This window comes from Terriglobales bacterium (genome assembly GCA_035543055.1).
Lineage (GTDB): Bacteria > Acidobacteriota > Terriglobia > Terriglobales > Acidobacteriaceae > JAIQFD01.
Genome location: DATKKJ010000163.1, coordinates 1 through 25121, shown reverse-complemented (window position 1 = coordinate 25121; position 25121 = coordinate 1). Strand labels below are relative to the sequence as shown.

At 65.3% G+C, this 25121-nt stretch carries 26 protein-coding genes; 4 read left to right on the top strand and 22 right to left on the bottom strand.

Translation table 11 applies throughout. The features are described from left to right. Positions 1-120: 120 nt before the first annotated feature. Genes VMS96_11165 through argR form a run of 6 tightly spaced genes read right to left on the bottom strand, consistent with a single transcriptional unit; the run spans position 121 to position 5841 of the window. Positions 121-1326 carry an argininosuccinate synthase gene (locus tag VMS96_11165; protein ID HVP43984.1) on the bottom strand — a complete coding sequence of 402 codons (1206 nt, stop codon included), beginning with the start codon at positions 1324-1326 and terminating at the stop codon, positions 121-123. Next, positions 1319-2335: an ornithine carbamoyltransferase gene (gene argF, locus VMS96_11160; GenBank protein HVP43983.1), complete on the bottom strand. Its 1017-nt coding sequence runs from the start codon at positions 2333-2335 to the stop codon at positions 1319-1321. The genes VMS96_11165 and argF overlap by 8 nt, the downstream gene beginning before the upstream one ends. Then, positions 2332-3588, bottom strand: coding sequence for an aspartate aminotransferase family protein (locus VMS96_11155; protein ID HVP43982.1), 1257 nt, complete (start codon positions 3586-3588; stop codon positions 2332-2334). The genes argF and VMS96_11155 overlap by 4 nt, the downstream gene beginning before the upstream one ends. Further along, the gene (gene argB, locus VMS96_11150) at positions 3585-4364 is read right to left on the bottom strand and encodes an acetylglutamate kinase (protein ID HVP43981.1); all 780 of its coding nucleotides are present in this window, start codon (positions 4362-4364) and stop codon (positions 3585-3587) included. The genes VMS96_11155 and argB overlap by 4 nt, the downstream gene beginning before the upstream one ends. Then, the gene (gene argC / locus VMS96_11145; protein ID HVP43980.1) at positions 4364-5401 is read right to left on the bottom strand and encodes an N-acetyl-gamma-glutamyl-phosphate reductase; all 1038 of its coding nucleotides are present in this window, start codon (positions 5399-5401) and stop codon (positions 4364-4366) included. Before argC ends, argB begins: the two co-directional genes overlap by 1 nt. After that, positions 5401-5841, bottom strand: a complete 441-nt coding sequence (gene argR / locus VMS96_11140; GenBank protein HVP43979.1) for an arginine repressor — start codon at positions 5839-5841, stop codon at positions 5401-5403. Before argR ends, argC begins: the two co-directional genes overlap by 1 nt. 205 nt (positions 5842-6046) lie before the next feature. Between argR and VMS96_11135 the strand changes: the two genes are divergently transcribed. Together VMS96_11135 and VMS96_11130 are read left to right on the top strand one after the other, a co-directional pair. Further along, positions 6047-6529, top strand: coding sequence for an NUDIX domain-containing protein (locus VMS96_11135; protein HVP43978.1), 483 nt, complete (start codon positions 6047-6049; stop codon positions 6527-6529). Positions 6530-6583: 54 nt separating this feature from the next. Then, complete coding sequence (locus VMS96_11130) at positions 6584-8041, top strand: CHAD domain-containing protein (protein HVP43977.1); 1458 nt, start codon at positions 6584-6586, stop codon at positions 8039-8041. Here VMS96_11130 and VMS96_11125 read toward each other — a convergent pair. The 3 genes from VMS96_11125 to VMS96_11115 form a co-directional block, all read right to left on the bottom strand. Beyond that, a complete protein-coding gene (locus VMS96_11125) occupies positions 8008-11550 on the bottom strand; it encodes an alpha-amylase family glycosyl hydrolase (protein ID HVP43976.1) in 3543 nt (1180 codons plus the stop codon). The two genes, VMS96_11130 and VMS96_11125, sit on opposite strands and share 34 nt — an antisense overlap. A gap of 50 nt (positions 11551-11600) precedes the next feature. Then, on the bottom strand, positions 11601-12059 hold the full coding sequence (locus VMS96_11120; protein ID HVP43975.1) for a cyclic nucleotide-binding domain-containing protein: 459 nt from the start codon (positions 12057-12059) through the stop codon (positions 11601-11603). A gap of 129 nt (positions 12060-12188) precedes the next feature. After that, positions 12189-12872 (bottom strand): Crp/Fnr family transcriptional regulator, encoded by a 684-nt coding sequence (locus VMS96_11115; protein ID HVP43974.1) that lies wholly within the window; start codon positions 12870-12872, stop codon positions 12189-12191. 333 nt (positions 12873-13205) lie between these two features. Between VMS96_11115 and VMS96_11110 the strand changes: the two genes are divergently transcribed. Then, positions 13206-13751: an isoprenylcysteine carboxylmethyltransferase family protein gene (locus tag VMS96_11110; GenBank protein HVP43973.1), complete on the top strand. Its 546-nt coding sequence runs from the start codon at positions 13206-13208 to the stop codon at positions 13749-13751. Between the two features lie 47 nt (positions 13752-13798). Here VMS96_11110 and VMS96_11105 read toward each other — a convergent pair whose 3' ends face one another. The 13 genes from VMS96_11105 to VMS96_11045 form a co-directional block, all read right to left on the bottom strand. After that, positions 13799-14536 carry a PEP-CTERM sorting domain-containing protein gene (locus tag VMS96_11105; protein HVP43972.1) on the bottom strand — a complete coding sequence of 246 codons (738 nt, stop codon included), beginning with the start codon at positions 14534-14536 and terminating at the stop codon, positions 13799-13801. Between the two features lie 237 nt (positions 14537-14773). Then, a complete protein-coding gene (locus tag VMS96_11100; GenBank protein ID HVP43971.1) occupies positions 14774-15292 on the bottom strand; it encodes a hypothetical protein in 519 nt (172 codons plus the stop codon). Positions 15293-15338: 46 nt separating this feature from the next. Continuing rightward, positions 15339-16115, bottom strand: a complete 777-nt coding sequence (locus VMS96_11095; GenBank protein HVP43970.1) for an enoyl-CoA hydratase — start codon at positions 16113-16115, stop codon at positions 15339-15341. A gap of 3 nt (positions 16116-16118) precedes the next feature. Beyond that, positions 16119-16442 carry a hypothetical protein gene (locus VMS96_11090; GenBank protein ID HVP43969.1) on the bottom strand — a complete coding sequence of 108 codons (324 nt, stop codon included), beginning with the start codon at positions 16440-16442 and terminating at the stop codon, positions 16119-16121. Positions 16443-16460: 18 nt separating this feature from the next. Beyond that, the gene (locus VMS96_11085) at positions 16461-16820 is read right to left on the bottom strand and encodes a hypothetical protein (protein ID HVP43968.1); all 360 of its coding nucleotides are present in this window, start codon (positions 16818-16820) and stop codon (positions 16461-16463) included. A 3-nt stretch (positions 16821-16823) separates the two neighbouring features. After that, complete coding sequence (locus VMS96_11080) at positions 16824-17063, bottom strand: DUF4177 domain-containing protein (protein HVP43967.1); 240 nt, start codon at positions 17061-17063, stop codon at positions 16824-16826. Positions 17064-17084: 21 nt separating this feature from the next. After that, positions 17085-17825: an alpha/beta hydrolase gene (locus VMS96_11075; GenBank protein HVP43966.1), complete on the bottom strand. Its 741-nt coding sequence runs from the start codon at positions 17823-17825 to the stop codon at positions 17085-17087. A gap of 13 nt (positions 17826-17838) precedes the next feature. Beyond that, entirely contained in the window at positions 17839-18291 is a 453-nt protein-coding gene (locus tag VMS96_11070; protein HVP43965.1) for a PAS domain S-box protein, read from the bottom strand. A 126-nt stretch (positions 18292-18417) separates the two neighbouring features. Beyond that, positions 18418-20058 carry an acyl-CoA synthetase gene (locus VMS96_11065; GenBank protein ID HVP43964.1) on the bottom strand — a complete coding sequence of 547 codons (1641 nt, stop codon included), beginning with the start codon at positions 20056-20058 and terminating at the stop codon, positions 18418-18420. A 13-nt stretch (positions 20059-20071) separates the two neighbouring features. Beyond that, entirely contained in the window at positions 20072-20698 is a 627-nt protein-coding gene (locus VMS96_11060) for a hypothetical protein (GenBank protein HVP43963.1), read from the bottom strand. A 9-nt stretch (positions 20699-20707) separates the two neighbouring features. Continuing rightward, positions 20708-21085 (bottom strand): hypothetical protein, encoded by a 378-nt coding sequence (locus VMS96_11055; protein HVP43962.1) that lies wholly within the window; start codon positions 21083-21085, stop codon positions 20708-20710. 12 nt (positions 21086-21097) lie between these two features. Further along, entirely contained in the window at positions 21098-22471 is a 1374-nt protein-coding gene (locus tag VMS96_11050; protein HVP43961.1) for a CoA transferase, read from the bottom strand. After that, complete coding sequence (locus tag VMS96_11045) at positions 22471-23904, bottom strand: CoA transferase (GenBank protein ID HVP43960.1); 1434 nt, start codon at positions 23902-23904, stop codon at positions 22471-22473. Before VMS96_11045 ends, VMS96_11050 begins: the two co-directional genes overlap by 1 nt. 647 nt (positions 23905-24551) lie before the next feature. Between VMS96_11045 and VMS96_11040 the strand changes: the two genes are divergently transcribed. After that, positions 24552-25121 (top strand): hypothetical protein (locus tag VMS96_11040; GenBank protein ID HVP43959.1); only part of this gene is annotated, 570 nt, incomplete at its 3' end.

The following is a 25121-nucleotide window of genomic DNA, read 5'->3' as shown; positions in this document are numbered from 1 at the left end:
CGGCATGCGCCTTGCTGGCGGCGATCTCCTGCGGCAAAAGGCGGCGGTCGAAAGGGAACGACCGCTGCCAGGCGTCGAATTCGGGGTCGGGGCCTCCGCGGAAGCGCCCGGACCACATCTTCATTTCAGGGCCTCCGTGCGCAGGATGGCGCGCGAACGGGCGGGCAGCCCGAGGATGCGGATGAAGCCCGCCGCGTCCTTCTGGTCGTAGCCGTCACCCATGGTGAAGCTGGCGATGTCGGTGCGGTAGAGCGAATTCTCCGACTTGCGGCCCACCACCTCGATGTTGCCCTTGTAGAGTGAGAGCGCCACCGAGCCGCTGACGTCATGTTGCGTGCTGGCGACGAATGCGTCCAGCGCATCGCGCAGGGGCGTGAACCAAAGCCCGAAGTACACCAGCTCGGCGTATTTCAGGGCGACGTGCTGCTTGTAGTGCATCAGCTCGCGGTCCAGGCAGAGCGCTTCCAGCTCGCGGTGCGCGGTGAGCAGCAGGGTGCCGCCCGGGGTCTCGTAGCAGCCGCGCGACTTGATGCCCACGAAGCGGTTCTCCACCAGGTCCACGCGCCCGATGGCATGGCGAGCTCCGACCTCGTTCAGCAGCTCGACCAGCGACACCGGGTCGAGCTTCATGCCGTTGACGACTCGCGGCACGCCCTGCTCGAACTTGATCTCGACGATCTCCGGCTCGTCCGGCGCTTCCTGCGGCGAATTCGTCCACGTCCAGGTGGTGGGCAGGGGCGCGTTGTTCGGGTCTTCGAGTTCCCCGCCTTCATGGCTGACGTGCAGCAGGTTGCGGTCGCGGCTGTGAATCTTTTCCCGGCTGGCGGCGACGGGGATGCCGTGCGCCTCGGCATAGTCGAGGCAGTCCTCGCGGGAGCGGAGCGTCCACTCGCGCCAGGGCGCGATGATCTTCAGCTCGGGCGCCAGCGCCTGGAAGGCGTGCTCGAAGCGCACCTGGTCGTTGCCCTTGCCGGTGCAGCCGTGGGCCAGCGCGGTCGCGCCCTCCTGCTTGGCCGCCAGCACCTGGTATCTAGCGATGATCGGCCGCGCCAAGGACGTCCCCAGCAGGTACTTATGCTCGTACACCGCTCCGGTGCGGATGGCGGGGAAGACGTAGTCGGTCAGGAACTCCTCACGCAGGTCCTCGACCAGCACCTTGGAGGCGCCGGTCTTGTACGCCTTCTCGACGACGGCTTCGATGTCGTCGCCCTGCCCGACGTCGGCCACGAACGCGATCACCTCGCAGTCATAGTTCTCCTTGAGCCACGGGATGATGATCGAGGTGTCGAGTCCCCCGGAGTAGGCAAGAACGACTTTCTCACGCATTTCCGCTCCTCGGCTGGAAGCGGTGGATGCCGCCGCCCAGCAACAGAACCAGGATGGCTTTTTGGATGTGGAGGCGGTTTTCCGCCTGGTCGAAGACGACCGAGCGTGGCGAGTCGATGACCGCCGCCGAAACCTCGTCGCCGCGATGCGCCGGCAGGCAGTGCATGAAAACGGCGTGCTTGGCGGCACGGGCAAAGAGGCGCTGGTTGACCTGGTAGGGGGCGAAGATGGCCTTGCGCTTGGCGGCCTCGCTCTCCTGTCCCATGCTGGCCCATACGTCGGTATACACGGCGTCGGCGCCGCTCACTGCCTCCACCGGGTCGGTGAGGACCTCGATCTTCGCGCCGGTCTTCTTCGCGATCTGCCGCGCGCTCGCGACCACATCGGCCTTCGGCTCATAGCCTTCCGGCGTGGCCACGGCGATGGTCGCGCCGGTGCTGGCGGCGGCCAGGATCAGTGAATGTGCGACGTTGTTGCCGTCGCCCACATAGGCCAGCCGCACCTGGGTCAGGTCGCCGAAGCGTTCCTGCAGGGTGAGGAAGTCGGCCAGCGCCTGGCAGGGATGCTCGTGGTCGCTCAAGGCGTTGATGACCGGGATGCCGGCGTGCTCAGCGATGCCGGCGACGGTCTCGTGGGCAAAGGTGCGCAGCACTACGCCGTGGACCCAGCGTTCCAGGTTCTTGGCGATGTCGCGCAGGCTTTCGCGCGCGCCCAGCCGCGACTGGGTCTGGTCCACGAAGAACGTGGTCCCGCCCAGCGCGCTCATGCCGGCCTCGAAGGTCAGGCGGGTGCGCAGCGAGGGCTTCTCGAAGAACAGCACGAGCTGCTTGCCGGCTAGTGTGCCGCGGAAATCCATCGGGTCCGACTTCATGGCCCCGGCCAGGCCAAGGGCCCAGGAAACCTCCGCCGGCGAGAAATCCTGCACGGAAATCAGGTCGCGGCCGGTAAAACTGCTGACCGGGTGCGGGCCCAACAGTTCGGGCCGCGACACGAGTGTGGTTGCGTTCACGGTTTGCTCCTTGACGCCGGCCGGGTTGCTGCCGGCGACGCGGTATTGGCACTGAGAACTTGGTCAAGGGCCGAGATCATCCGGTCCACGTGCTTCTTCTCGACGATGTACGGAGGCAAGAAGCGGAGCACGTTGTCATTGGTGCGATTGATCACAAATCCGCGCTCCAGCATCTGCTTGACCACGGCTTTCGCCAGGTCGGTGGAATCGAGCTGGGCGGCCAGCATCAGCCCGATGCCGCGTACCTCGCCCACCTGCGGGTGGCGCCCCTTGAGTCCGAGTAACGCCTTGTGAAAGTAGGCGCCGGTCTGGGCGATGTGCGCCAGGAATCCATGCTTCTTCAGCGTGCGTACAAAAGTGCAGGCCACGGCGCACGCCAGCGGCCCGCCGCCGAAGGTGGTGCCGTGCATGCCGGGGTGGAAAGCCTTGGACACTCGGGAGGTCGTCAGGATGGCGCCCAGCGGCAAGCCTGCTGCCAGAGGCTTGGCGATGGTCAGGATGTCGGGCTTCACCCCGTAATGCTGGTACGCGAAGTAGCGGCCGGTGCGCCCCAGGCCGCACTGGATCTCGTCCAGCAGCAGCAAGGCCCCCGAGCGCTTGGTCAATTCGCGCGCGGTGGCCAGGAATTCGCGCGACACCGGCCGCACGCCACCCTCGCCCTGCACGGTCTCCAGCCCGAGGGCGCAGATCGAGTCGTTGAACTTCTTCTTCAGGTCGGCCACGTCGTTGAAGCGGACGAAGGTCACGCCCGGCACCAGCGGCGCGAACGGCTCCCGGTATTTCTTCTGCCCCGTGGTGGCCAGCGAACCGAAGGTCCGGCCGTGGAACGAGTTCTCCATCACCAGCAGCCCGGTCCGCGGCCTGTGACTGTTATGGCTGATGTGGCGGGCATAGGCGCGGGCCAGCTTCAGCGCGCCTTCCCACGCTTCCGTGCCGCTGTTGCAGAAGAAGGCGCGGTCGAGGCCGGAGATCCCGGTCAGCAGCGTGGCCAGCTCCGCCTGGTAGCGATGGAAGAACAGGTTCGAGATGTGGATGAGCTTCGACGACTGCTCCCGGATCGTCTTCTGGATGGCCGGATGCGAATAGCCCAGCGCGTTCACCCCGATCCCGCCCAGAAAATCCAGGTACTTCCTGCCTGTGGAGTCGTACAGGTACACGCCCTCGCCCCGCTCGAACAGGACAGGGAAGCGTTCGTAAGTCGGCAACAGGAGGTTTGCCTCCTGCTTCATGACCGCCGTGAGGGCTGCGCTCACGGGATCACCTCAGTACCGAACTCGATGGGATGGGTGAAGAACCCGGGCAGCACCTCCACGCTCTCCGCCGGCAGGATGCGCACGCGGTGGACGCCGCGCCTGAGCGCGTTGGTACAGGCCTCGAGTTTGGGCAGCATGCCGCCGCTGATCACCGAATCCTGCACCATGTCGCGAATGCTGTTGACGTGCAGCCAGCGGATCACTGCGCCGTCCGCGCCCTTCACACCCGCAACGTCGGTAAGGAAGACCAGCGCGTGCGCGTTGCAAGCGGCAGCGCATGCCGACGCCATGTGGTCGGCGTTGATGTTGTAGTACTCGCCGTCGTTGCCCAGCGCGATGCTGGAGATCACGGGCACGATGTCGTGCTGCCACAACATCTCCAGCCAGCGCGGCTCGACCGAACTGATCTCGCCGACGTAGCCCAGCTCCGGATGTTCGTGCATGCGCGCGGCGCGGAATAATCCCAGGTCTCCGCCGCACAGCCCGATGGCGGTCCGCCCGGCGGCGCCGATGGCCGCCACCAGCGACTTGTTCAACTGCCCGGCCAGCACCATGAGCGCGACGTCACGGGTCTCGGAATCGGTGACCCGCAGGCCGTTGATGAACTGCGACTCCCGCCCCAGTTCCTTGAGCGCGCGGGTCACGGCCGAGCCGCCTCCGTGCACCACCGCGACCTGGTGCCCGCCCTGGGCGATATCGGCGATGGTACGGGCGAACTTGTGGACCAGTTCCTTGCTGTCCAGCGCGCGGCCCCCGAGCTTGATGACGAATCTCATTACAGTCCCTCCCGCTCGTCCCACCCGTACATCACGTTCATGTTCTGGATGGCCTGGCCGGCGGCGCCCTTCAGAAGATTGTCGAGGCAGGAGACCAGCACCACCCGCTCTCCATCCGGCGACATGGCGAACCCGATGTCGCAGTAATTGGTGTTCAGAGAAAACTTGATCTGGGGCAGGCGTGCTTGCCCGAAGACCCGCACCCAGGGCTTCCCGGCGTAGAACTCGCGCAGGCACTTTTCCAGTCTGTCGGCCGAAGCGCCGGGCGCCGGCTTGACGTAGATGGTCGAAAGGATCCCGCGCGGGATGGGCAGCAGATGCGGGGTGAACTGCAGTTGTCCAACGCCCAGTCCGAGCTGCTCCAGCATCTCCCCGGTGTGGCGGTGGCCGAAGACCGAGTACGCCGAGAGGTTATCCGCGACCTCGACGAAGTGGGTCTTGGCGGTCGGCTGCTTGCCGGCGCCGGAGACCCCGGACTTGGAATCGCAGATGATGCCGTGCTCCACGTCCACCAGTCCGGCGCGCACCCAGGGCGCCAGCGCCAGGATCACCGAGGTGGCGTAGCAGCCCGCATTGGCGACCACTTGCGCCGTGGGGATGGCGCTCGCGTGCAGCTCAGGAATGCCATAGACCGCGGTGTCGTCGAGTCGGTGCGCCCGCGCATCGCCGTTCTTGAACCCGTACACCTCGCGGTGCTCGGCGGACTTGAGCCGCCAGGCGCCACTCAGATCGATGACGCGCACTCCGCGCTCCACCAGTTCCGGCACCCATTCGCGCGAGACCTCATGGGGAGTGCTGAGGAATAGCACATCCACGTCCTTCATCCGGTCCCAGGAAAAGCTCTCGATGGGATACCCGCCATTGCCCGCCAGGTGGGGGTACACGTCGCTCAGGTCGAGGGTGCCGGCGGATTCGCCGTCACGGCCCAGCAGGATGGGCTTGCGGACCCGTGGGTGGTGGAGCAGGAGGCGGGCCAATTCGAAGCCTGCATAGCCTGTGGCGCCGACCACAGCCGGCTGTAGAGAGGGGGAAGGCATCAGGCGATGAGCTCCTTCACCCGCGCCACGACCTTCTCGGCGTTCTTCTGATCGGGAGAGATGATGAGAATGGTGTCGTCGCCGCCCACCGTGCCCACGACTTCGGGCCATTCCTCGGCATCGAGCGCCGCCGCCACCGGCTGGGCGCTGCCGGCGCTGGTCTTGACTACCACCAGGTTCTGCGCCGAACGCACGTCATACACGAACTCGCGGATCAGCCGCTCGACCGACGGCAGCCAGGGATCGGAATCGCCGTTCTGCGCCAGGGAATAGCCCTCACCGGTCTTGACCAGCCCGAGCTCATGGATGTCGCGCGAAAGCGTCGCCTGGGTGACGCGATGGCCGCGCTTGTACAGCAGCCGGCGCAGCTCGTCCTGGCTGCCGATAGGCTGGCTCTCCAGTAGCTCCCGGATGACGGAATGGCGGGTCAGTTTCGACATGAATATTTATGCAATAAAGTGCATAAATATTGATTACTTTTGGCGCCCCTGTCAACAAGAAAATCCCGGATCGGGACGTGCTGCGGGAGGTTCGCGACGCGGCTCCGCCCGCACCCGCCGGGCAGCGGCGCCGCGAACCACATCGTGCAACACGGATACGAAGAATCAATTTCGGTGGACGCCGGCTCTGTCGCATGCTGTCGCCATGGGCGCGAGCGCGGTATCGCGGGACCCGTCGAGACCGCCCTCCTTCTACCAGGTGGCCGCGGTCTGTTACCGGAGGAGAGGCTATCGCCTGGAGTTCCTGCTGGTGCGCACCGACAAAGGGCGCTGGAGTTTCCCCAAGGGACACCTGGAGCGGGAGCTGACTTCCAGCCAGGCTGCGGCGCGCGAAGCTCTGGAAGAGGCGGGCGCGATCGGAGTCATCGCCCGCCGGTCATTCGCGCGATACCGCCACCACAAACGGGCGCTGGCGACCGAAGTCACGGTCCGGGCTTACCTGCTGCGTGTAGTCCGCACCGTGGAACCGCCGGAGACGCATCGCCGGCCTACCTGGTTCGCACCGCGCAAGGCCCGCAGGAAGCTCGTTTCCACGGGCAAGTCCAAGTACCGGGATGAGCTGCGCTCGGTGCTCGACCAGGCGGTGCGCCTGCTGGATCGTGAGACTCCCGGCCGCCACATTCCCTAGCCGCGCGTCCTTGCATTCCGCATCCCGTCCTGCAATCCTCTACACGGCCTCGCGATGAACGGCACTCATGCGTCCCAACAGGTCGATCTGAAGTACTGGATGGAGCGCGCTGTGGCCGAGATGGACCGCGTGCTGCCGGCGCTGGAGTCCGATCCGGTCCACGATCTGCGGGTGGCGCTGCGCCGTTGCCGCTCCATCGCCAGCAGCTTCCGCACCATCGATTTCCATCCTGCATGGCGGCGGATGGACCGGGCCGCGCGCTCGGTCTTCCGCCAGCTCGGAGAGCTGCGCGACGTCCAAGTCCTCTCCGAATGGGTGCTGAAGCTCGGGGGTAAGGACGATGCCGTCGCGGCTGCGCTGCTCGCCCACTGCGCGCGCCGGGAGTCGGAGTTGCGCGCAGGGGTTGTCGCCGCCCTGGGCCGGTTCGATCGCAAGCGCTGGGAGTATTGGAAGGAGCGGCTCTCGGGACGTTTCTATCGGGTGCCAAGCGAAGGCCTGGTCTTCCAATGCCTCGCTTTGCACCGCCTGGCCGATGTCCACGCCCTTCACCGCGAGGCGCTGCGCAACCGCAGCAAGGTGGCCTTCCACCAGTTGCGTATCGGGCTCAAGAGGTTCCGTTACGTGGTCGAGAACTTTCTTCCTCAGCGTCACCAGCGTTGGGGCAAAGCCCTGAAAGAGCTCCAGGACCTGCTGGGCGAGGTGCATGATCTGGACGTACTTTGGGCGACCGCCTCCAAGCAGAAGGTCTTTGCCACATCCGTCGCGCGCGACCTGTGGAAGCAACGCATCGAAGCGGAGCGTGATCGCCGGCTGGCCCGCTATCGCGAGTTGATGGTGGGGCCTGACTCGCTGTGGAAGGAATGGCGCCACGGATTGCCGCTGGGCGCCGCCCTCCGCCGCGCCGAGCGCGAACGGCTCAAGACTTGGGCGGCGTTTCTCGATCCTGATCTCAAGCACAGCCAACGGGTGGCCCGCCTGGCGTTGCAGTTGCGCGCGGGGCTGGTGAAGACGGGGACCTTGGACTCGTCCCTACCCGCTGAATTGCTGGAAGCGGCCGCCCTGCTCCATGGAGTCGGACGCAGCCACGCGAAGCAGGCTGCGCACAAAGAGTCGCGGCGGCTGATCTCACGTCTCGTCCCGCCCTCGTCCTGGACCGCTGCCGACCTCGAACTGGTGGCCCTGGCTGCCCGCTACGCCCGCGGCGCCCTGCCCGCCACACGGCACAAGCGTTTCGCCGCACTTCCGCCGGCGCAGCGGGCCATCCTGAGGCAGATGGCCGGGATCCTGCGTTTGGCCCGCTCCCTCGACGGCGATCAAAATGGAGCGGTCCATTCGGTCTGGTTGCGCCGTGACAGGGCCTGCCTGACTCTGGAGGCTCGGGGGCTTCACGAAGACAGCAAACTGGCGGAGCGAGTCGCAGCCGGCCGGTACCTGTTGGAGCGGATATGCCGCTTGCCCCTCCGGGTCGTGGGAGCGGCTCAGCCGCGTTCCAGGAGAGACTCGACCCGGTAGCCGGCCTCTCCCGCCGCGTGGAGACGCGACTGCAGCTCCGCCTCCAGGCCCTTGAGGCGCGACGCTTCCTTTTCCGGAGCAGAGGCCATCTCGAGCAGCGCCGGCAGCGCCATCCACCACAGCAGCCGCTCGAAGGCCTCCTTGTTGAAGTACCGGAGGCCCTCGTACTCGTGCGCCCCGATCAGCCACGCCACATCCGGGTCATGCACCCAGCTGAAAGGTGCGGCTGACCTCTGTGGCGCGGTTTCGGCGCCCGGTCCCCAGGCAGCGTGGGCGAGCGCGGCCCGCACCCGCGCCGCCGCACGCCAGCGTTCTTCCCCGGTCTGCCCGAGAGCGGAGAACCCTTCCGCCAAAGGCTCCCGCAGTCGCAAGCTGTCGAACAGTTGCCCGGCCGCGTGCCGGGGGTCGGCCCCATCCTTCATCCACCCCAGCGCTTCCAGCGCGCACCAAGCCAGCACCGCCCCCCAGGTCGGAATGCACTCGGAGGCAGCCGCGCGGCAGGTAGGCAGTACCGCACAGGCGTCCGGCGGCCAGGCTTGCGAGAACTTGCGCTCCAGTCCCGGCAATCCCAGCGCCGCCTCCAGATGATGTTTGAGACGGGCCAGCGCTGCGTCGGTCCCGCCTTCCCAGGCGCCTGCAACCGCGGGATCGGACGCTTCCGCTCCGGCGTTCGTCGCATAGCGTTGGGCCTCGTCGAAGAGCGTTCGCGCGCGAGTCAACGCCTGCTCGATGGATTGGCCGGTGCCGTCACGTCCGGCCGGAGCCGGCGCAGTGCTCTCCGCAAAACTCTTTGCCAGCACGGGATCGAGCAGGGCGCGCAGCCCATCATGGATGGGCTTGAGCTCCAGGGCGTGCAGCGCATCGTCCAGGCTGGGGACGCCACGCCCGCCCAGCATGTCGCTGAGCTGGCTCCAGGGACGCCGCCCGTCGTCGCGCACCTCGCGCCAGTCCAGGAACACGTGGCACTTGTAGGCGTGCAACTCGAGACGCATCCCTTTGCCCGCAAGCTCGGAGGAGCGATGCAGGTACTCCAGCCCGGTGACCGCGTCGCGGCAGGCCACGTACACCCGGCCATCGTGCGACCAGCCCATGGCTTCGCCCAGCGTCCGCTGCCGCAAACGTTTGCCCTCTGCCGCCTTCTCGGCATAGGCACAAGAGGTTCGCATCCAGCCAGCGGTCTCGGCGTAGCGGTTCAGGTACACGACCAGCGCGCGTTCTTCGCCCAGGCGGTTGGAGTACGCGAACACGTCCTCGTTCACGTATCCCTGGTCGGTGTAAAAATCGTAGAGCAAGAACTCGCGGACGTCGGCGAACAGCGCCCGCCGGTGGAGCAGCGGCGAAATCTCGCGCTCGTGCCGCGCCATCAGCCAGGCGTCCGGCATCTCCTCGTGATAGCTCCGGCGGTATTCCATGCCGTAGCGCTCGGTGTAGCCCTCGATCTGCCCGTGGCCGAACAGCGGCAGCCCAGGCAGCGTCGCCATCATGGTGCACACCCCGAAATACTTGTCGCCCTTGCCGAACTGGTCTACCGCGGTGCGCTCGTCTGGGTTGCTCATGAAATTGACGTAGCGCTTCAGCACCTCAGGATCGAACTCCAGGGTGTTCTTGATGACGGTGCGGTAATTGGCGTTCTCCTCGTCGCGCAGCATGTTCATGAACGCCGAGTTATAGACGCGATGCATGCCCAGCGTGCGCACGAAATATCCTTCGAGCAGCCAGAAAGCCTCGGCCAGCAGCAGCGTTCCCGGGACTTCGGCGGCCACCCGGTCCACCACCTCGCGCCAGAACTCGTTCGGCATGGCGCGGTCGAAGTCGGCCTTGCTCAGCCCGTGCTCGGCGCGCGAGGGGATAGCGCCGCCGGTGCCGGGTCGCGGGAACCAGAGGCGCTGGTAGTGCTGCTTGGTCAGCGTCATGGCCGCATCGAAGCGGATGATGGGGAACAGCCGCGCCACGTGCAGGATGGTCTGGATCACGCCCTCGCGCACTTCCGGCTTCAGGTAGTCGAGCTGCGCGGTGTCGTTCCAGGGAAAGCTAGTGCCGTCGTTGCCGTGATAGATGTAGCGCGTGTCGCCGGTCCAGCGGTCCAGGCGCCGGAAGACCACGGCGGCGTCGCTGCGGTTGTAGTAGTGGTCCTCGATCTTGATCTCGACCCGGCCGTCACTCGAGAGATCGGGTCCGTTGAAGCTGTACGACGGGAATGGGCTGTAGGGCAGCGTCAGGAACCAGTCAGGGTGGTGGATCATCCAGCGCGAATCGATCCCCATGTGGTTGGGCACCATGTCGCTGGCCAGGCGGATGCCGCGGGCCCAGGCGCGGTCGCGCAAGTTCAGGTACGCCCCTTCGCCTCCCAGTTCCTCGGCAATGGTGTAGTCCAGCAGGGAATAGGCGGAAGCCGCCGCGTCCGGGTTCCCCGTCAGCTGCTTGATGCGCTGCGAGGCGCGGCTGCGCGCCCACACCCCGATCAGCCAGAGCGCGTTGAACCCGCGCCGGGCGAAGAGGTCGAGCTCTTCGTCGGGTACCTGGTCGAGCCGCCCGATCAGCCGGTGGTATTGCACGCTCAGCTGGTGCAGCCACACGTTGACGCTCTTGGCCAGCATCACCGTGCGCGGCATCCACTCCACGTCCTGGCTGAAGCGCTCGTATTCGTGCTCGTGGAAATGGGGGATGGCGGCGGCGCTGGAGTCCCCGGTCATCAGCCCGGCCCCGAAGTGCGCCCCCGGCGGATGGAAGCGCAGCCATACTGCGATCTCCTCTTCCTTGAGGACGTCGAGCGCGGTCAGCAGGCGCTCCAGGAAATCGCCCAGCAGCGGGCCCCACTTCTCGCGCATGTAGGCCAGTTGCCCGGCGAGAGAATCGGGGGAAGCCAGGGCCGGCGCCCGCAGCATGTCCACCAGGTTCTGGTTGTCGGGGCCGAAGCGCGGCCGGGTCTCGAAGTAGTCGCGTAGCGCGGCGGTGATGTTGGGGTACGAGGTATCGGCGGCCAGAGCGCGGTCGTTGAACAATTCTTCGAAGGGCCGGAACCCGCGGTTCAGGTTCGCCAGCCAGAGCATCATCATCTCTTCCAGGGCGACCGCGCGATGCGGGACCCCGGAAGTGCCGGCGGCCAGCCACAGCGCCGCCGAGTGCCGGCCGCGATAGACCTCGACGGTCGGGAAGTGGTCGGCGAAGGCCAGCAGCGCCCGGTCCAGTGCGTCGCGTCCCAGGCGTGCCTCGAACCAGCCCAGCGCCTCCACGAGGGCGGCCGGATCCCGCTGCTGCCGATAGAGCGCCGTCACCAGGTGCAGCGCCTCGTCGATCAGCCCCATCGCATTCAGCGCCCCCGGGTGCACGGTCTGCTCCGGATGGTTCTCCACATCGCGCAGTCGGTTCATTTTCTCGGCGAAGCGGCGGCTGGCGGGGAGGTTAGCGAACACGACATTGCCGGCCAGCGAGAACAGCGTGTCCTCGAACTGGTAGCGGTCGCGCGCTGCGCGCGAGACGTGGAACTCGAATGTCGGAAGCGTTCTCATCGGTTCCGGGCTGGCAGTATAGCAACCCGCCGCGCCCGAGCGCGGGCCTTCTACTTGGCGGATGTCGGGCTCTGGCCGCCGGCCCGACTCTTGGCCAGTTCCGCCGATGTGGCCCGCAGGCGCCGGGAGAGGACGAGCGCCACCGACCGGAAGAAGCGCGAGCCGACGTGGGGGAAGGATTCGAAAACCGCTTGCAACGTGGTTGAATCCAGGGCGAGCGCCCTAAGCTCTTCGTCCGCGACCACCGAGGCGCTGGCCGATCCTTTCTCGATGAACGACATCTCTCCGCAGATGTCGCCCGCCCCCAAGGTCGCGATGCGGATGGTCTGCGCCCCATTCCGGCGTTCCACCCGCGCCTTTCCGCTCTCAATGAGGAAGAGGGTGTTGCCGGCCAGGCCTTCGTGGATCAGGCGCTGGTCTTTGTTGAACTGCCGCTCGTGGGCCTTGTCGCGGAGCAGGGCCCAGTCATTCGCTGTCAGGAATGGCAGGCCCTTGTTCGGTGGTTCCATCGCCCCCTCCGGCCCAACTTTCGACTGGGACCCGGGAACAAGAATGAGAACGGCCAGGTTTGGCCGCTCTCATCTTAGCCCAGATTCTGCTCTGCCCATTCGCACCGGGCACCTGGGGGGTTAACGGGATCAGGAATGCGCCATCGCTTCCAGCGACGCCTTATTGCGGATCAGGAGGGTAGAGCCATTCAACTGGATGAACTGCCGCTTGCGGAAGTCGGCGAACAGCCGGGTCACGGTTTCGCGCGAGGTACCGATCATCTGCGCCACTTCCTCGTGGGTGAGCGAGAGTTTGATGCGCGCGTTCTGCCGCGTATCGCCGTTATGGCCCGACCAGTCGAGCAGCAGCTTGGCCAGCTTCTCGGCCGCGGAGTGCGACAGCCCCAGCGAGCGGATCTCGTGGCAGGCCGTGTTGTACATGTGGCTGAGTTGCTCGGCCACCCACAGGCAGACCTCGTTGTGCGATTGCATGAACCGCAGGAACCCGTCGCGCTTCACGTACTCGACCTCGCACGGGCCTACGGCCTCGGCCGTCATCTCATAGGGACGGGAGGAAAGGGTGCCCGCCAGCCCCAGCACCTCGCCAGGTTCGGCGAGACGAAGGATCAGGGTCTTGCCTTCGCTGGAGCAGATCGACAGCTTGACCTGCCCTCGGCGCACGATGAACACTCCGCGCGGCGATTGTCCCTCGGCGAAGATGGCGGCCCCATCCGGGTAGTTGATCGTGCAACTGATGGATTCGAACTCACTCCTTGCTCTGGATGGAAGTTCGCCCAAGAACAGGCCGTCGATTGTCGTCTCGCGTCGTTCCATACAAGTTGCCAGCACAGGCACCCCCATAACTGCCTTAGTGCCGCCCCCGGGTTTGAGCCCTTGCCCCCCGGTGGCGACCCGCTTCCCAGTAATGCACTCCATACGCCAAGTCAAGCCAACCGGCTGATATCGTCTACTGTATTGAAAACAATAGACTTATTAAATTAATCCGGGGACGGCCTGAGTCGTATGTGGGGGAAATGGCGGGAGCCAAGGGGTGGGATGGGTCATAACGCACAGTCAACCGTGACCTGCATCACGCATAACTGTGATAACCCCCAAGTAAACCCCTGCGGCCCACCGGAACGGATCAGTCGATAATATGTGGCACGCATGAGTGACTCAGAACACATCGATCGATCGCTGACGGCCATCGCCTCGCTTGCCGTGGGCGCGTGTTTCTTCGCCCTTTGGTTCTGGCTGCTGCCGCGATGGCTGGGTTTCACCGTGGAGACGGCCGGGGCAGCGCGTTGGCGATGGCTGGCGGCGATTCCTTCCGTGCTCGGGTTCACCGTTGCTGTCCGCTGCGTCTGGGACTTCGGCTGGACCGGACGCGGAACGCCGGCCCCGGTGGCTCCACCCCAGCGCCTCGTGGTCGTCGGTTTCTACCGCCACGTGCGCAATCCGATGTACGTGGGGTTCGTCACCGGATGGATCGGCCTCTGGATCATCTTCGGAAAGGCGAATCTCGACGTGATCGCTGGCGTGGCGCTGGCTCTCCTCGGCCTCCACCTTTTCGTCGTCCTTTACGAAGAGCCGACGCTGCGCCGCAAGTTCGGAGCCGACTACGAAGAGTATTGCCGCCACGTCCGGCGCTGGTGGCCGCGGGTCCAGGGCTGGGACGCTGAATGGTCCGGCCAACCTCGTTCGCAGACATGACAAAGCCCGCGCGAGCAGCGCGGGCTTGGCTCAAAGAGCAAAACTGTCTAGCGCAGTCCCTTGCGCAGCATCGTACCCAATCCCACCAGGCCCGTTCCCAGCAGAATCAGGGAACCCGGCTCCGGCGTCTGTACGATGACCGCGCTCATGATGAGGTAGTCGTTGTTGGTGTTTGTGTAACCATCAACCTTCCAATCCTTCGCCTGGAAGAAGAGGTAGGGGCTGCCCGCATCCACAATCCCCACCATTGGCTCGAACAGGGTGCCGCCCACATTCGCGCAGCCGACCGAGGTACCGGGCGTGTACTGGCAGATGATCGAGTCTCCGATGTTGGTAGTACCCATGGGCACGCCATCGCTGTCGGCCCAGATCTGCCCCTGCTCCCAGTGCGAGGCCAGCGAGGAATCGTTCTTGTCGAGCGAGGAAAGCTGCACCGACACCCATTCGTAGCCCGCCGGGAGCTCCAGACTGATCAGCTCCTTCTGGCCGGCGTTGTCCAGTTCGTTGACGTCGCCGCCGCCGTCCCCGGTGCCGCACCCGGCTTCCACCGGATTGCACACGCCGAGCCCGTGGTCGTTCGTCTGGTTGCGCCCGAACAGGTTGGCGTCCTTCCACGTGTTGGTGGTGCTGTCCCAGTAGTAGGCGTGGATTACGATCCCGCCGATGGTGGTAGTCGAGGTGCCGTAGCTACCGACCACCCCCACGAAGCTTACGGTGTCGGCGCGAGCCATCCCCAGGCCCGCGACCATCAGAGCGCACAAGACCCACGGTGCGAACTTTCTCATGGACGTTCTCTCTCCTGGAACCCCAGCCCCTTCGGGCCGGGGCCTCCTGACAACTTCTGCTGATGTATGAGCAATTGTCCAGCCAATCCTCGTAGCATCTAAGCCATTTAGAATGTGTTTGTTAGCAAGACATTGCCCCATCTATTGGGGTGGCCAGACCGCAAACCTTTGCAGTTTGTGAAACGATGTACCCACCCAGCCCTGGCGGGATTGGGGAGTGGGAGGGGCTGGGAACTTCTACGCGTACCCCGCGCTGGCGGCGCTGTAGATCTGTTTGCGGGCTTCAAGCTTCTGCTTGCGGCGCTCCAGGCGACGCTGGATGCGGGCCAGGCGCTCGCGTCCTTCCGGCAGCCGCATGATCACTTCCTCCACGGTGAGCAGGAAATACGGCAGCTTGGGGCGCAGCTCCTTGAGGAAGGGCTGGAACTTGGAGAAGACGCAGTACATCTCTCCGGTGCAATCGTAGAAGAGTTTCTCGTGCAGGGCGCCGCGCAAGACAAACGCCGCGGCCATCTCCCAGTAGGACAGCACCTGCCGCAGCCAGGTATTTTCCGGCGAAGGATAGGCGCGGATGATGCGCAGGACGTCCTCGGCGGTCTCCGGCCAGAAGTCGGCGGCGACCCAGTCCCGCGCCTTACGCATCTCGTCATCGCGCCGCAGGTCATAGAGATACAGCATGACCTCGGCGTCGGCTGGCGTGGCGCTGGTCTCGATCGGATGGCCCGGGCGGTGACGCTTCTTCCCCTTCTTCTTCACGGATGCTCCGGTTGGGAGACGTCCGGGCGGGCGTCTCTTGCGAAAACTATTTTCCCGTCCAGCACGCGGGGCGCTTCTGCAGGAAGGCAGAGATGCCCTCCTGCGCATCCTGGGCCAGGGAGTTCATGCTCATGACCTCCTTGGCGTAGGCGTAGGCCTTGGGCTGGTCGAGATCGATCTGCGAGTAGTACGCCTGCTTGCCCAGGGCGACGGTGAGCGGACTGGCCTGGGCGATGTGGCAGGCAAGCTTGCGGGTCTCCTCCCGCAACCTGGCCGCGGGCACCACGCTGTTGATCAGCCCCCACTCGGCAGCGGTGGCGGCGCTGATGGGCTCGCCAGTCATCAGCATCTGCAGGGCGCGCTTGCGCCCGACCGCCCGGCTCAGCGCCACCATGGGTGTGGTGCAGAACAACCCGATGCGCACCCCTGGCGTAGCGAAGCTCGCCTCCTCGACCGCGATGGCGAGGTCGCAGCTCGCCACCAGCTGGCATCCGGCAGCCGTGGCCATGCCCTGCACCTCGGCGATGACCGGCTGCGGAATGGACTGGATGGTGGTCATCAACTGGGTGCAAACGTCGAAGGTGCGGCGGTACTCATTGATGTCCTTGCCCACCATCTCGCTCAGGTCGTGGCCGGAGGAGAACACCTTGCCGGCGGCGGCCAGGATGACAGTGCGCACCTCCTTGTTCTTGCCGATGCCGTCGAGGCAATCGAGGGCCTCCTGCATGAGTTGCAGGGAGAGCGCGTTGCGCCGGCTGGGCCGGTTCAGGGTGACGGTGGCGATGGGTCCTTCGGTCTCAAGCAGGATGGTCTTGTATGCCATGGCTCAATGTCCGCTGTAGAGCGAGAAGTACGCGTCCTCGCCGATCCACTCGGCGATGTGGGCGCGGGTCTCGGCGATGAACTTGAAATCGGCGTCGAATTCGTGGGCGGCGACCCGCTGGTCCTGGCCATCGTAGTAGCGCACTACGAAATGGTCCCCGCTTGCCTGCACGTCGATCGGTTTGCAGTCGTCGAAGTTCAGGCCCATATGGGCCAGCAGGTCCCAAAGCTCCCAGTCGCGGCCGCGGATGACGATGCTCTGGTGGTGCGTCCGGGTCAAAGGCCCGAAGCGGCTCTCGATCAGCGCGCGTCCGCGAAGTTCCGCCACAAACCCTATTGTAGTCCTTCAGAAATCGTCGCCGGGCACCGCCGGGCAGCGGAACTGTACCGGGCGCATGGAGTCGAAGTAGGCGTCCTCTCCGATCCACTCCGCGATGTGGCCCCGGGTCTCGCCCAGGAAGCGGAACTCGGCGTCGAACTCGTGGGCCACCACCCGCTGGTCCTGGCCGTCATAGTAGCGGACCACGTAGTGTCCTTCAGCGACCTGCACTGCATCGAATACCCGCACGTCCTCCAGTTGCAGGTCCATGCGGAACATCAGAGCCGCCAGATCGTACTCCGCCTCGTTGATGAGGAGGTGTTTGGCGCCCTTGCCCAGCGGCCCGAAGCGGCTCTCGATCAACGCTCTTCCGTGCAGCTCTGCCACGTTTCACGACTCGTTGCGCTGGCGCTTGAAGATGAGGTGGATGCCGATGGTCCCGTACGCGAGGCCGTCTTTGTTGGGGGCGATGAGCGGCGCCGAGCTCACCAGCTCCCAGCCCTCTTTGCCGGCATCGTTGATCCAGGTCTCCAGGCCGCTCTCCATGCCCTGCTCGCTGTCGCGGAAGACGACCATGCGGTCGAAGTATTCCCACTGCGAGGTGACTGTGGCCTTGGCGTCGCTGCCCATAATCTTCTCCTTATCTACTGCTCAGATCCGGGCGACGGCATGGTGAGAGACCATCCAGCGCGCGGTGACTGCCATGACCTCGTAATTGAACTTCAGCTCCCCGTGGTTGAACCAGCGGGGCAGGTATCGTATCAGGCCATTGTCGTGCTGCACATCGGGCCGGAGATCATTCTTCACGTAGTACAGCTCGGAGCCGGGCAGGCTGGCGCGCAGCCCGGCGGCGCCCTCCATGATGGCCGGGATGTCGCGCTGCGCGTACATCAGCAGGCAGGGACGGTCGTGGGGCGTGAGCGGCAGTTTCTCCAGCAGTTCGATGACATAACCGGAGTAGGGCTCGCGCACCGCCGGGCTGGGGAAGTTCTCGAACATCCATTTCCCTTGCGGGGAGACCTCCTGCACGATCGACGGCGAGATGGCCACCATGTGGTCGGCGGTGGACATCAGCGCCAGACGCCCGCCGATGCTGATGCCGACGGCGCCCACCCGCCCGTAACGCCGCAGGGAGGCGACGGCGGCGTCGACTTCGTCCCGCATCACGGCCCCGATCGGGGTCTGGTTCTCGCCGTGGCCGCAGAGATCGATGCTCAAGGTGGCGATCTGCTGCTCGCCCAGGGCCAGAGCGACCGCCAGCATCTGCTCCTTGGTGGCCCCGTAGGGCGGGATCAGCACCGCCGCGCCCTGGGGTGACTTCGGCTCCGTGAGCAGGGCCGGAATGCCGTGGCCATCGGGCGCCTTCAGATCGGTGACACGTCGCAGGTCCATGCTTCCTCCCTCGTCAACCCGTCGTAACTGAACCCTTGAGCTGGGATTCCAGGGTGGCCAGTTTCTGGCGCAGTTGCTTGTCGCGCTCCCAGCGCGCGCTCACGTCCTGGATGATAGCGCCGGCCCCGAACACCTGGCCCTCCGGGTCGCGTAACAGGACGATGAAGAACTCGATGGAGATGCGGCGTCCGTCTTTGGTCAGTGCGGGCACCGCCAGGGGCTCGTGGCCGTACTTGGTGACGCCGCTCTTCATCACCGCGTCCCAGCCTTCCCAATGACGGGCGCGGTGCTTGTCGGGGATGAAGAAGTCCATGGATTGGCCGAGGACCCCGGCGGCGGGCCATCCGAAGATGCGCTCGCAGCCGCGGTTCCAGAGCCGGATGCGGCCATCGCGAGCGGCGAACAGGATGCCGGCTTCGGCTTCGTCCACCAGCCGCCGGCAGAGCGCTTCGTGCGCGAGTTCCACTGGATCCCCTACACTGATGAAAAGCCGGCCCGCCCGCATGGGTGCACAAGTCGGCGGAGGCGGACCCGCTGCAGCCAGCGGGCGGGCTAGCGCTTGGCGGCGCCAGGTTCGGCGCCGAGTGAAGGATCAGGCCTTGGCCGCAGGGGCCAGTTCCGCATCCTTCTGCCGCAGGACCCGGCGCAGCAGTTTGCCGGTCGGGGTCCGCGGTAACTCGTTGACGATCACGACCTCGCGCGGGAGCTTGTAGGTCGCGATCTTGCCGCGGCAGAACTCGATCAACTCCTCGGGCTTGGTCGTGTTGCCCGGCTTCAACACCACGAAGGCCTTGGCGATCTGGCCCCGCACCTCGTCGGGTACCCCGATGATGCCGACGTCCAGCACCGCCGGGTGTTCGGCGATGGTGACCTCGATCTCCTCGGGACCGATGCGGTAGCCGGAGCTCTTGATGATGTCGTCCTCCCGGGAGACGAACCAGAAGTAGCCGTCCGCATCCTGGGTGACGAAATCGCCCGCCCGGTTCCACTTGTCTGGCGTCAGGACGTGTTTTTGTTTGTCCACGTCGCGCCAGTAGATGGTGCCGGTGGGGCCGCAGGCCACGAAGCGGCCGATGGTGCCGGCCGCCACCTCCTTGCCCTCTTCGTCCACCACCTTGAGCTGGTAGCCGGGGACCGCTTGCCCGAACGAGCCGGCCTTGGCCTTCTCGCTCACCACGTTGGAGGCGAACACGTACATCATCTCGGTCGTGCCCAGACCTTCGAAGATGTCCGTGCCGAACTTCTCTTTCCAGGCGTGATAAGTGGGCGCGGTCAGGCTCTCGCCCCCGCCGGTGCACAGGCGCAGGCTGCTCAGGTCGTACTTCTTCTGAGCGTCGGGCACCTGCAGCATCTTGCGGTAGGCGGTGGGAGCCAGGGTGAGGATGGTGACCTTGTGCTTCTGGATGGTCTCGAACATCTTCTCCGGATCGAATTTCGCGATCAGAGAAGCCGCCGCCCCGAAACGGAAGGGGATGGTGGCGTAGCTCGAGTAGCCGGCGCCGAAGGCCAGCGGCGCCGAGCCGCCGACCACGTCGTTCTCCTTCACCTTCCAGCCGTACTTGCCGAAGGCGTCAGGGATGATGAGCAGCTCTTCCACCAGGTGGACGGTGCCTTTCGGGCGTCCGGTGGTGCCCGAGGTGTAGAGCAGGATGCCGACGTCTTCACGATGCCGGGGGACGGGGTCGAGTTCCGGGGATCCCGATTGGAGGAATTCTCCGTAGGGGATGAAGCCCTTGGCCTTGACCTCGGCGGCATCACCGCCCACCACGATGATGTTCTTCACCGTCTGGAAGTTCTCTTTTGCGGCCTCCACCTCGCCCAGCAGGGCGAAGCTGACCACCATGGCCACCGCCTCGGCATCGTTGGCCACGTGGGCGATCTCGGCGCGCGAGAACAGCGGTGAAGTGGGCGTGCACACGCCGCCCAGCCTTAGGATGCCGAAGTTCGCCACCAGCGCCGGGGGGATGTTGGGGGTGCGCAGGATGACCCGGTCACCCGCCTCCACTCCCACGCTGCGGAGGGCGTTGCCGAACTTGTTCGCCTGCGCCAGCAGCTGGGCGTAGGTGAACTTCTGGTCTTCGAACAGGATGGCCGTGCGGTCACCGCGGCCGGAGGCCACGGCTTTCCCTAAGAGCTCTTCGGTGGGGTTGAAGCGCTCGGGATAAGCCGCGAACTCCGGCAGCGTGTAGACGCGTTTCGGCCACAGATCGCGAGGGGGTAGATGATCAGCCATATGAAAAGCCTCGCTACCTTCCAGCGCCTACGGTATGTGACTTCTCGGTTTCGGCCACCAGGTCCTCCAGCGCCTGCTCCACGCGGATCAGACCGCGTTTGGCATCGTTGCGCGGGAAGGCCATCACCGGGTACCGGTCGCCCTCAAAGACGAGGAGGGCTGGGACGGTGGTGCCGAAGTCCTCGCAAAGCGCGCCTTTGAAGCCGAACACTGGGCGCACACTGGCGTCGGGGCCGCTCACCGATTTGTGATAGATCGGGAAGCGGTCCTTGACGTTGGCCACGTCGATGGCCTTGGCGTCCATGCCGGCGCTCTGCAGCGCCTTCACCAGGGTTAGGGCCTTGTTGTTGTCGCAGGGGAAGGTCTCCCCGGACTTCTGCGCCGTCGAGTAATAGAACTCGACGCGCTTGGGTCCGGCAGCGGCGGTCGTCGTGGCCGCGGCCGCTGTGGCCGGGCTCGGCGGCACGTAGACGCTCCCGCTCTCCTCGAAGAACTCACACTTGGTCCAGCCCTCGTGGGTGATGTTGAGCGTGAACGGCCACTCCCGCTTGGTGCACTTGCCCAGATACGCCTTCTGGATGTTGGGGTCCAGCGCCGGGCGAAATCCCTTGCAATGGACACACAGGTTATCGTTTGCCATATCGCCTCCTTATTTCGCTCCGGCAATCATGAATTTGGCTACGCTCCCGACCAGATCCTCCTTCTTGAGCGGATATCCGGCGATTACATTGCCCCGGACATTCTTCTTCATGGGGATCGGTCGGCAGACGGAGTCGGGACGAGCCTGGGGCGCGGGACGGGTCAGTCCCGGGCCCGAGATCCCACTGTAGTCCTGCTTCTCGGCGAAGCCCGGCAGCAGATCGGCATTACCCGTGGCTGCATCCGGGCCCTTGACGCAGGCGCCATTGGAGGTCTCGATGCGCCAGATCTTGCCGCAATCGGCGCATTTCGTGGTCCCTTTGAAATTCCAGAAGGGATACGGATCGAGAAAGTTCTTGGTTTTGCAGCTTGGACAGATCAGCAGCATATGTGTCTCCCTCTAGATGGTTTCCGCGTCTTCGAGACGTTTCAGTTCGTCCGGGCCGATGCCGCAGAGCTTGCCGAGGACGTAATCGTTATCGGCGCCCACCGGTTTCAACGCCCACTTCAGGCGGGGTGGAGTGGCCGACAGCTTGTACGCCGGGCCCTGGTGCATGATGTCACCATAGATCGGATCGTCGAGCCAGCGGACCGCGCCGCGCTCGACCCAGTGCGGATGGTTGGCGACTTCCTTGGCGTTAAAGACCGGCTGGTTGTTGATCCCGGCCTTGTCCAGAATGGCCGCGACCTCTTCCTTGGTCTTGTCCGCCGCCCACTTCTCCAGCACCGGGTAGATCTCGACCTGGCTCTTGGCCTTCACACGCTCGGCCTTCTTGGCGTACTTGGTCGCCAAGTTGCCGTCGTTGATCGTCTTGCACAGCTTGGCGAAATCCCCGTCAGTGTAAGCGCTGACCAGGATGAAGCCTTCCTCGGACTCTTGCGGGTTCTCCGACTTGGGGTACGAGGATTTGCCGCACTTGATGATCCCGTGCACGCACAACTGGGTGTCCCAGTTGCCCCAGCGCTCGCGGGTGATGCCGTGCCGCCCGTACAGCGGGAGCGCATACTCCAACTGCCGGGTGACGCCGTGCACCTGCGAGTACTCCGTGAACGTGCCCTGGCCGGTCTTCTCGCGGTAGTGGAGCGCCGCCAGAACCTGGGTAGCGCCCATCATGCCGCCCCAGTAATCGGCCAGCCAGATGGTGTGCTTGGCCGGCGCGCCACCGAACATCTCCTGCTTGCCGGTCATGCCGAAGTTACCGCCCTGGGCCTGTCCAAGGATGTCGTACGAGGCGCGCACGCGCCCCGGACCCCATCCCCCGAACCCGCCCAGCCAGCAGTAGATCAACCGGGGGTTGATCTGGCTGAGCTGGCGGTAACCGATGCCCCAGCGGTCGAAGGTGCCGGGACGGTAGTTCTCGACGAAGACATCGGCCTTGGCGGCCAGTTTCTTGACGATCGCCTGGCCCTCAGGCCGGTGGAAATCCACCGAGATGAAGTACTCGTTGGGGTTCGCCCCCACGAAGCCCAGTCCGGTGCCGCGCTCCGGGATGAACTTGGAGAGCGGATAGAGGAAGGGCTCATTGAAAGGCGTGGTGTGCCGCATGGCTTCGCCACGCCGCGGGGCTTCGATCTTGATGACCTCGGCGCCCAGCTCGGCGAAGTACGAAGCGCAGGAGGGTCCCAGGATGTACTGCGTGCAGGAGAGCACGCGGATCCCCTTCAGCGCTTCCGGCTTGGAGAACTCTGATTTGGGGTTGAACGTCTTGCGGCAAAACTCCTCGAAGCTTTCCGTATTCGCCGCACGATTGGCAGATCCATTTCCTTTTGCCATCAGAGTTCCTCCTCATCTTCCCCGGCCGTCGCGGTGACGGCTTCCAGGCGCTTGAAATCCTCGCGGGTGAAGCCGAGCAACCGACGATACACATCCTGGTTGTCGTACCCGGTCGGACGCCCCAGCCACTTCAGCCGCCCCGGTGTCCGGTGCTGCAGGAAGGGAGTGGTGCCGTAGAGGATCTTGCCGTAGTGCGGGGACTCGTATTCGGCCACGTGCCCGCGGTACTTGAAGTGCGGGTACTCGGCCACTTCGTTGACGTAGAGCACACCACCGGAGGCGACCTGCTGCTTGGACAGCTTGCGCTCCGCCTCGGAGCGGGAGTTGTCCTTCAGCCACTCGCACAGCATGGTGTAGGTCTTGACCTGCTGGTTGTAGGCCAGACGATCGGCCACTTCGCGCAGGTGCGGATCGCCGAGGATGTCGTCCTCGACCTTGGGGTACTCGTCCCCCACTACCCGCCAGATGCGATACCACAGGCGATCGTGGCCGCCGCCCACCATCATGTAGCCGTCCTTGCAGGGATTGACGGCGTAGATGTTGATCGCCAGGTCCCAATTGCCGAAGCGAGGGCGGATGCTGCCGTCCATCGAATGCCACACCCAACTGTAGTCCAGGATGCGGATGATGGCTTCAGCTGAGGTGGCCTCGACGAACTGGCCCTCGCCCGACACGGTGTTGCGGTAATGAATGGCCGCCAGGATGCCCATGGCCGCGGTGGTGCCACCGACGTGGTCCGCCATCCACAGGGCGGAACGCATGGGTGTGCCGCCGAACTCCTTGGGATCGCCGGTGCCATGGACGAAGCCGCAGGATGCCTGTGCGGTCGGCTCCACCATGCCTTCCTTGTCCTTCAGCGGGCCCCACTGGCCGCGCTGTCCCACCCAGCAGTACACCAGGCGGGGGTTGATCTCCTTGAGTTGCCGGTAGCCGATGCCCCAGGCATCGAACTGTCCCGGGGGCGCGTTCTCGATCAGCACGTCGGCATGCACCACCAACTGCTTCAGGATCTCGCGTCCTTCTTCCGCTTCCAGGTTCAGGGTCACGGAGAGCTTGTTGCGCATCTCGTGCAGGAACTGGGCGCCGACTTCCTCGCCCGTCTCCTTATCCTTGAACATGTATTCCCGGCGGCCGAAGGGAGTGAGCTGGCGCAAGGGATCGCCGCCCGGGGGTTCGACCTGGATGACTTCGGCGCCGAGTTCAGCGAGTTGTGAGGAGCACCAGTGGCCGATCATCATGCGGGTGCTGCAGTCGAGCACGCGGATGTCGGCCAGGGCCTCGGGCTTTTCGAAGTTGTGCTCCTGGCGGACAATGGATTCCAGGAACAGAGGGTAGTCCTTGGCCTGGTCACTGAGCCCGGCGTAGACCTCCTCGGGCTTGAGAATGGGTACCGCCGGCCACGACGGCAGTTTGGGGTTACCGTTTGTTGCCATTATTGCCTCCTCGACCCGCGGGACAGGGCAAGGCGTATCTGGTTACCTTTCTGTCCAGGGGTGGAACGGTTCGGGTTGACAGCTAGGCCGATCACTCGGGATGAAGCGCCTCAAGCATGGCCGCCGGGCGACAGCTCGAACGAGCGTTCGTACAAGGGCGCGTGCGCTCGTCAGGGCCGGCTCCCGGAGACCGGGGTTAGCACAAGTTCGCCTACCTGATACGGGGCCCTACAGCGGCGGGTCGCCCGGCCATGGATCGCACGAGGACAGGGAAACCGATGCGGCTCCGCCGACTCACAACTTTGGTGGAGGCGGATTCTGGCCGGAGAGCGGTCAGGCTTGCAGTGATTTCCGTCACACATATGAGTGACCGAAATCGCACGCCCCTGTTCCAGCCCGGCGGCGGGGGCGGCAGCGGCCTCCCGGGCAGGGTCCAGGGCCGGCCCGTTGGCCGGGGATGCCGCCGGGTCTCGGGGCCGAAAACACAGCCGGAAGCCCCAAGACCTGCCTCCGGGACCCCCCGGCGGCCGGGTAAGGGCAACCCGGTCGCGCCAGGGGCGGGCGTCCTTCGCCTTAGGGCAGGCTCCGGGGTGGGGGCCCTGCCCGGTTGTCAGCGGCCGGGCTCGCAGATAGGCTAAGAACCAGTCATGAAAGCCAAGCAGAGGCTTACGCTGGCAGTGCTGCTGGTCCTGCTGGGCGGCGCCATCGCCGGCCTGCTGCTGACCCGCGATACGGAGGCGCCCAGGCGCAGCCGGCGCTCGAAGCAGGTCCGCGCCCGCGATCTGGTGGATCAGAAGCCGCTGGAGACGGCGCGCCGCCTGGCGCAGATACCGGCCGAGCGGGAGGAACGTGCTTTCGTCCGCCGCGCTCTGCGGACGGGTGACTCCGCGGTGGATCTCGCCTTCCAGACGGCGCTGCACGAGGCGGTAGCGCATCCGGCTCCTCCCAGCGATGAGGTCCGGGAACTGCACCGGCACATCAAGGAGGCTCAGGCCCGCATCGCCGACGATCAAGGCCAGGTGGAACGGCTGCAACGTGCGCTCGAAGGCAGGAACCCCGGTGACGCGCAGCAGCAGCTCGACATCGCGCAGGCGCAACTGGAACTCGACCAGGAAGAACTGGCCGACGCGAAGCAGGACCTATCCCGGGCGGGCGGCGATCTGGAGAGTTCGATCAAACGCCTGCTCGACGAGCACACCGCGACCCACAACACGCTC